Origin of the sequence: Archangium sp. (genome assembly GCF_036389735.1) — a bacterium.
GTDB lineage: Bacteria > Myxococcota > Myxococcia > Myxococcales > Myxococcaceae > Archangium.
Map to the genome: position 1 here is coordinate 1 of NZ_DASVWK010000519.1, position 5,297 is coordinate 5,297.

Genomic DNA, 5,297 nt, shown 5'->3' on the forward strand with positions numbered 1-5,297 from the left:
CTTCTCCACGCAGCCGGTGTCCTTCTACGAGACGTTCCTCCTGGGGTTGAAGGGCGGGGATGCCTCGAAGGTCATCTTCTCCGCCATCGCCGGGCCCAAGGACCTGGGCTCCTGCCCCAAGGCCAGCAGCTCCGGCACCCGCTACATCCAGCTCGCCGAGGCCACCGGCGGCGTGGTGGAGAGCATCTGCACGGCCAACTGGGCCGCCTCGCTCGAGAAGCTGTCGGAGAGTGCCTTTGGTCCCAACCGCTCCTTCCAGCTCTCCGAGAAGCCCTCGGATGCCTCGCGCATCGTGGTGCGGGTGGATGGCGTGGAGGTGAAGACCGGGTGGGTGTACGACGGCGCCTCCAAGACCGTCATCTTCGAGCGCGACGCGGCGCCCGGGCCCGGTGCGGTGGTGGCGATCACCTACCCGGTGGGCTGCTAGCGGGCTCGAGACAAAACAAAGGGCGAGGGCCCTGGAAGAGCCCTCGCCCCGGAGTTGATTGAAGCAGAGGTCTGACTACGGGGTCTCGTCCGGGGAGGCGGTCCCGTTGGGCGCCAGCACCTTGATGCCATCCACGGTGGGCGCGGTCAGATAGGTGTTGGTGGAGCCGTAGCCGAGCTGGCCGCCCTGGTTCCTGCCCCAGCAGCGAGCGGCGCCGGTGCTCAGCAGGGCGCAGGTGTGGTGGATGCCCGCGCTGACGCGATAGGCGGTGGCACCGGAGAGTTCGACTTCGGTGGGGGCCGGGGCGTTCAGAGTGATCGTGTTGCCATAGCCGAGCTGGGCGTAGCCATTGTAGCCCCAGCACTTGACGGTGCCGGTGTTCAGCAGGGCGCAGGTGTGGTCGCTGCCCGTGGTCACCTGCAGCACCTTGCTGCCCGGGGCCAGGTCGTTACCGGGCGTCGTACGGGTGGTGTAGTTGCCGTAGCCGAGCTGGCCGGAGCCGTTGTAGCCCCAGCAGCGCAGGAAGCCGTTGTCCAGCAGGGCACAGGTGTGGTTGCCGCCCAGGGAGATCTGCAGCGGGACGCCGCCACCCAGGTTGACGTCCGCGACGGCGGAGGGCTTCTGGGTGTCACCAACGTTGGTGGTGGTGCCCAGGCCGAGCTGGCCGTGGCCGTTGTAGCCCCAGCAGCGCACCTTGTTGGTGGTGGTGATGGCGCACGTGTGATTGCCGCCCGCGACGATGTCCTTCACGGTGGCGCCCACTTCGACGTCGCCGAACTTGTAGACCGGCTCGTCGTCACCCACGTTCTGGGTATGGCTGTAGCCGAGCTGGCCGGAGGCGTTGTGGCCCCAGCAGCGCACGTTGCCCGTTTCCAGCAGGGCGCAGGTGTGGTTGTAGCCGGCGGTGATCGCGGTGGCGATACCGCCCAGGTTGACGTAGCCGAAGTTGGTGATCTTATCGGCATCGCCCACGTTCTGCTTGCTGTTGAGGCCGAGCTGGCCGAACTCGTTCTTGCCCCAGCAGCGCACGAAGCCGGAGTCGAGCAGGGCGCAGGTGTGGTTCTGGCCCACGGCGATCTTGGTGGCCTTGCCCATCAGCGGCACGTCACCCGCGCTGTAGGGGTAGGGATACAGGGTGCCGGCGGCGGTGCTGGCGCCGACGGACTGGTTGTTGCCATAGCCGAGCTGGCCAAAGGTGGAGTTGCCCCAGCAGCGCATGTCGCCGGTGCTCAGCAGCGCGCAGGTGTGGGTCTCGCCGGCGCGGATGTTGTTGATGCCGGTGGTGTTTCCCTCGGCGTAGGGGTTGTCGGGGAACTGGTCGGGGGTGAGCTTGTAGGTGAGGGTGGTGGTGCCCTTGTTGGCGTCCGTCACCGCCAGCGACACCTCGCCCTGCACCAGGGCGGTGTAGTTCTGCAGGGTCGCGGGGTTGGTGGCGCCGCTGAATTCGGGCTTGGGGTCGAAGTTGGTTCCGCTCGTGGGCGTGAAGCCCCAGACATAGACCAGGGTGCTGGTGTCGCCGTCATCGGACACGCTGGCGCTGAAGGTGACGTTGTTGGTGTCCATCACGCGCTGGGCGCTGACGCTGTTGATGACGGGGTTGAAGAGGACGCTGAGGGCGGTGTCCTTGATGCCGTTGGTGGAGCCCGTCGGCTTCACCTTCGTCTTGAAGGTGGTGGTGACGGAGTGGCCCGCCTCGTTCGTCACCTTCACCGTGTGCTCGAAGGTCGTCTCGGTGGTGACGGTGGGCGAGACGTACTGGCTGACGAAGGAGCCCGCGGTGTTCGCCAGGGTGATGGCGCCGGAGACGGGGTAGAAGGTGCCGCCGTTGGGAGCCGCGGTGATGGCGTACTGGAGCGTCTCGCCCGCGGTGGCCTCGACGGCGAAGGTGACGTTGCCGCTCTGGTCGGAGCCGAGCGCGCTGGGGACGGAGATCTTCTGGATGCGCGGCAGCTTGATGATCTGCTTGTTGTTGGCCGGAGCGAGGGTGAAGACCACCGACTCGCCGTCGCGGCTCAAGGTCTGGTCAACAACGGTGCCGTTGAAGAGCTCGGTGACCTTGGTCTCGGTGCCAACGGTGGTGATGTTGAGGGCCTTGGCGCCGAAGGTGAGGGGGACGCCCTTGGGGAGGAAGGGGAGCGTGCCCTTCCAGACGCCACCGGAGAGGGTGAGGTCGAAGTTGATGTAGAGGATGTTGCCGCTCTTGTCCTTCACGTCGATCCGGATGGAGTTGACGTCGGTATAGGAGAAGGCCTGGGCGGAGGGGCCGGCGAAGAAGGCGGAGACGCGCTGGCCCTGGGAGGAGTCGGCGGCGGGCTGGAGGATGTCAGCGGCCTGGATGGCGAAGGTGGCGCTGGCGGTGCCCTGCTCCTCCTGCTGGCTGGGCGTGGTCGGCGAGGTGTTGCACCCCACCGCCAGGCTGAAGGCAGACAGGATGAGGGTCGTCTTCCTCAACGTGCGCAGAAAGTTGTTGTGCTTGATCATATCGGTCTTCGGGCCTTCCATGCGGACGCAGGTCTCCCGTGCCGCTCCATGCGGCCCGCTCGACACCACGTCATGTCTTGGTTCACCAGGAGCACTGGTCTCGCCAACCTCGGCGGCCAGCCTCACGGGGTCTGCCCATGAGCAAGCCCCGGGCCAGGAGTTAAGTGGTTGATTTCACGAGGCCCCCGGTCCGTTCCGCTCGGGAGCCCGGGGGCGGCGTGTTCAGTTCTTGAACGGGCGACCCCGGCCCCCGGGCCCGCGGGCGTGTCCAACCCGCTGAAAACACGGGCCATCGGGTGAGTCCGAAAATTGAACTCCCGTGCTCGGAATTTGAACGCGGCGGTTTCCCGGAGGGCAGACCGGCTCGACAACGGGCACCCGGTCTGGCTGGAGCCCTCTTACCCCGGTTCTCCCGGAAGGCGCTAAAGATTGTAATACAATCCGGGTTGCCCGGCTTTTCTGGCTTCGCTGCCCGGTGAACGGGTGGTCTGACAGGCAGCTCACAAATTTCCTGCATCATATTTGTCCTCGTCGGCTCATCCCTATTGAGGGGGCCGACCCCCCTCATCGCGTCCATCTGAACCAGCAGGCCTCGGGGCTCCTGTCGCCCCCGAAGTCCTGCCCGTGAATCGCCGTGGGGTAAAATGATGTCGGAAAATCTCGTCACTGCCGTTTCCGAGGGGGGCGAACCGCTCCGCCGGGAGGAGTTGCTCCTGGAGGACCTCGTGTTCGAGCGGGAGCGCAGCCGCCAACTGGTGGCCGTCAGCCAGAAGCTCTCCGACTTCGAGCGCCCGGAGGAACTGCTGGAGGGGATTCCCCGGCTGGCGATGATGCTGGTGCGCGCCGCGGCCGTGGCGCTGCTGGAGGCCGACGCGACGGGTCGCCTTACCCCGCTGGTGCGCGAGGGCCTGCCCACGGCGAGTTGCTCCGAGCGCTTCCGGGAGGTGCTCCGGGGAGAGCCCCTTCCGCTTCCCCAGGATGGCGTGGCTCCGCGCGTCCTGGAGGGCTCGGCGGGTCGGTGCGCCCTCGTCCCCCTGGGAGGCGCGGGCCGGCGGCTGGTGCTGGCGCTGGAGCTGGCCGAGGGCGGGGCCTCGCTCCACGAGCGGGACGAGGAGCAACTGGTGGTCTTTGGCTCCCTCGTGGGGGCCGCCCTGGCGCGTGTCAGCGCCAGCGCCGCGCTGCGTCAGGCGGCGGCGCGGGATGTCGCCACGCTCGCGGCCATCCGAGACGGCATCATCACCCTGGCCCATGACGGGGGCGTGCGCGCCCTCAACGAGGCGGCCGCGCGGATGCTCCGGGTGTCGCCCGCGCGGCTCATCGGCCGCCGCCTCCAGGACGTGGCCGGATTGGCCCCGCTCGGCGAGGTGCTCGGGACGGGCCGGCCCCTCTCGGACGAGATCGTCGCGCTCGCCCAGGCGGAGTTCCTCGTGCGCTCACGGTGCTACGAGGGCGGGGTGGTGGCCACCCTCCAGGAGCTGTCGGCCGCCCAGCGGCTGGCGCACAAGCTGGTGGGCTCCCAGGCCCGCTGCGGCTTCGAGGATCTCATCGGAGAGGATCCCATCTTCCTCGCCTGCCTGGAGGATGCGCGCCGGGCGGCCCGTTCGGACGTGCCCATCCTGATCACGGGCGAGAGCGGTACCGGCAAGGAACTGCTGGCCCAGGCCATCCACCGCGCCTCGCCCCAGGCCGCCTTCCCCTTCCTGGGCATCAACGTGGCCGCCTTCCCCCGCGAGCTGCTGGAGAGCGAGCTCTTCGGCTACGAGCGCGGCGCCTTCACCGGGGCGCGTGCGGGCGGCAACTCCGGCAAGTTCGAGCAGGCCGACCAGGGCACGCTGCTGCTGGACGAGATCGGCGACATGCCGCTGGAGATGCAGGCGAAGCTGCTGCGCGTGCTCCAGGAGCGGATGCTCCAGAGGCTGGGCGGCTCGCGCACCGTGCCCATCACCGCGCGGGTGATGGCCACCACGCACCACGACTTGGAGCGGTCGGTGGGGGAGGGGCGCTTCCGGCTGGACCTGTTCCACCGCCTGCGGGTGGTGCACCTGCGCCTGCCGCCGCTGCGCGAGCGCCGCTCGGACATTCCCCTGCTGGTGGAGCACCACCTGCGGCGCCAGGCCTCGCGGCTGCACCGCCGCCCGCTGCGCGTGGCCCCGCACGTGCTGGAGGCCCTGCTGCGCTATGAGTGGCCGGGCAATGTCCGGGAGCTGGCCAACCTGTTGGAGGGGGCGGCCAGCCTGCTGGCCGAGGACGAGGACGTCATCACCCGCGTGCCGCTGGCCGTGGAGCGCGCCCTCCAGCCCGCCGCGGCGTGCGTCCCCTCGGGGTCCAGGGGTCCGCTGCCGGGCGAGCCGGTGCTGCCGCTGGAGGAGGTGGAGCGCCGCGCCTTCGA

At 68.8% G+C, this 5,297-nt stretch carries 2 protein-coding genes and 1 pseudogene; 2 read left to right on the top strand and 1 reads right to left on the bottom strand.

All coding sequences use genetic code 11. The features are described 5' to 3' along the window. Positions 1-427, top strand: a pseudogene (locus VF794_RS18195) (hypothetical protein); the annotation flags it as partial. 75 nt (positions 428-502) lie between these two features. Here VF794_RS18195 and VF794_RS18200 read toward each other — a convergent pair. Beyond that, positions 503-2,929: an RTX toxin gene (locus VF794_RS18200; RefSeq protein ID WP_331112096.1), complete on the bottom strand. Its 2,427-nt coding sequence runs from the start codon at positions 2,927-2,929 to the stop codon at positions 503-505. Positions 2,930-3,615: 686 nt separating this feature from the next. On the opposite strand from VF794_RS18200, the gene VF794_RS18205 reads away from it, so the two are divergent. Further along, a partial coding sequence (locus VF794_RS18205) for a sigma-54 interaction domain-containing protein (RefSeq protein ID WP_331112098.1) occupies positions 3,616-5,297 on the top strand: 1,682 nt, incomplete at its 3' end.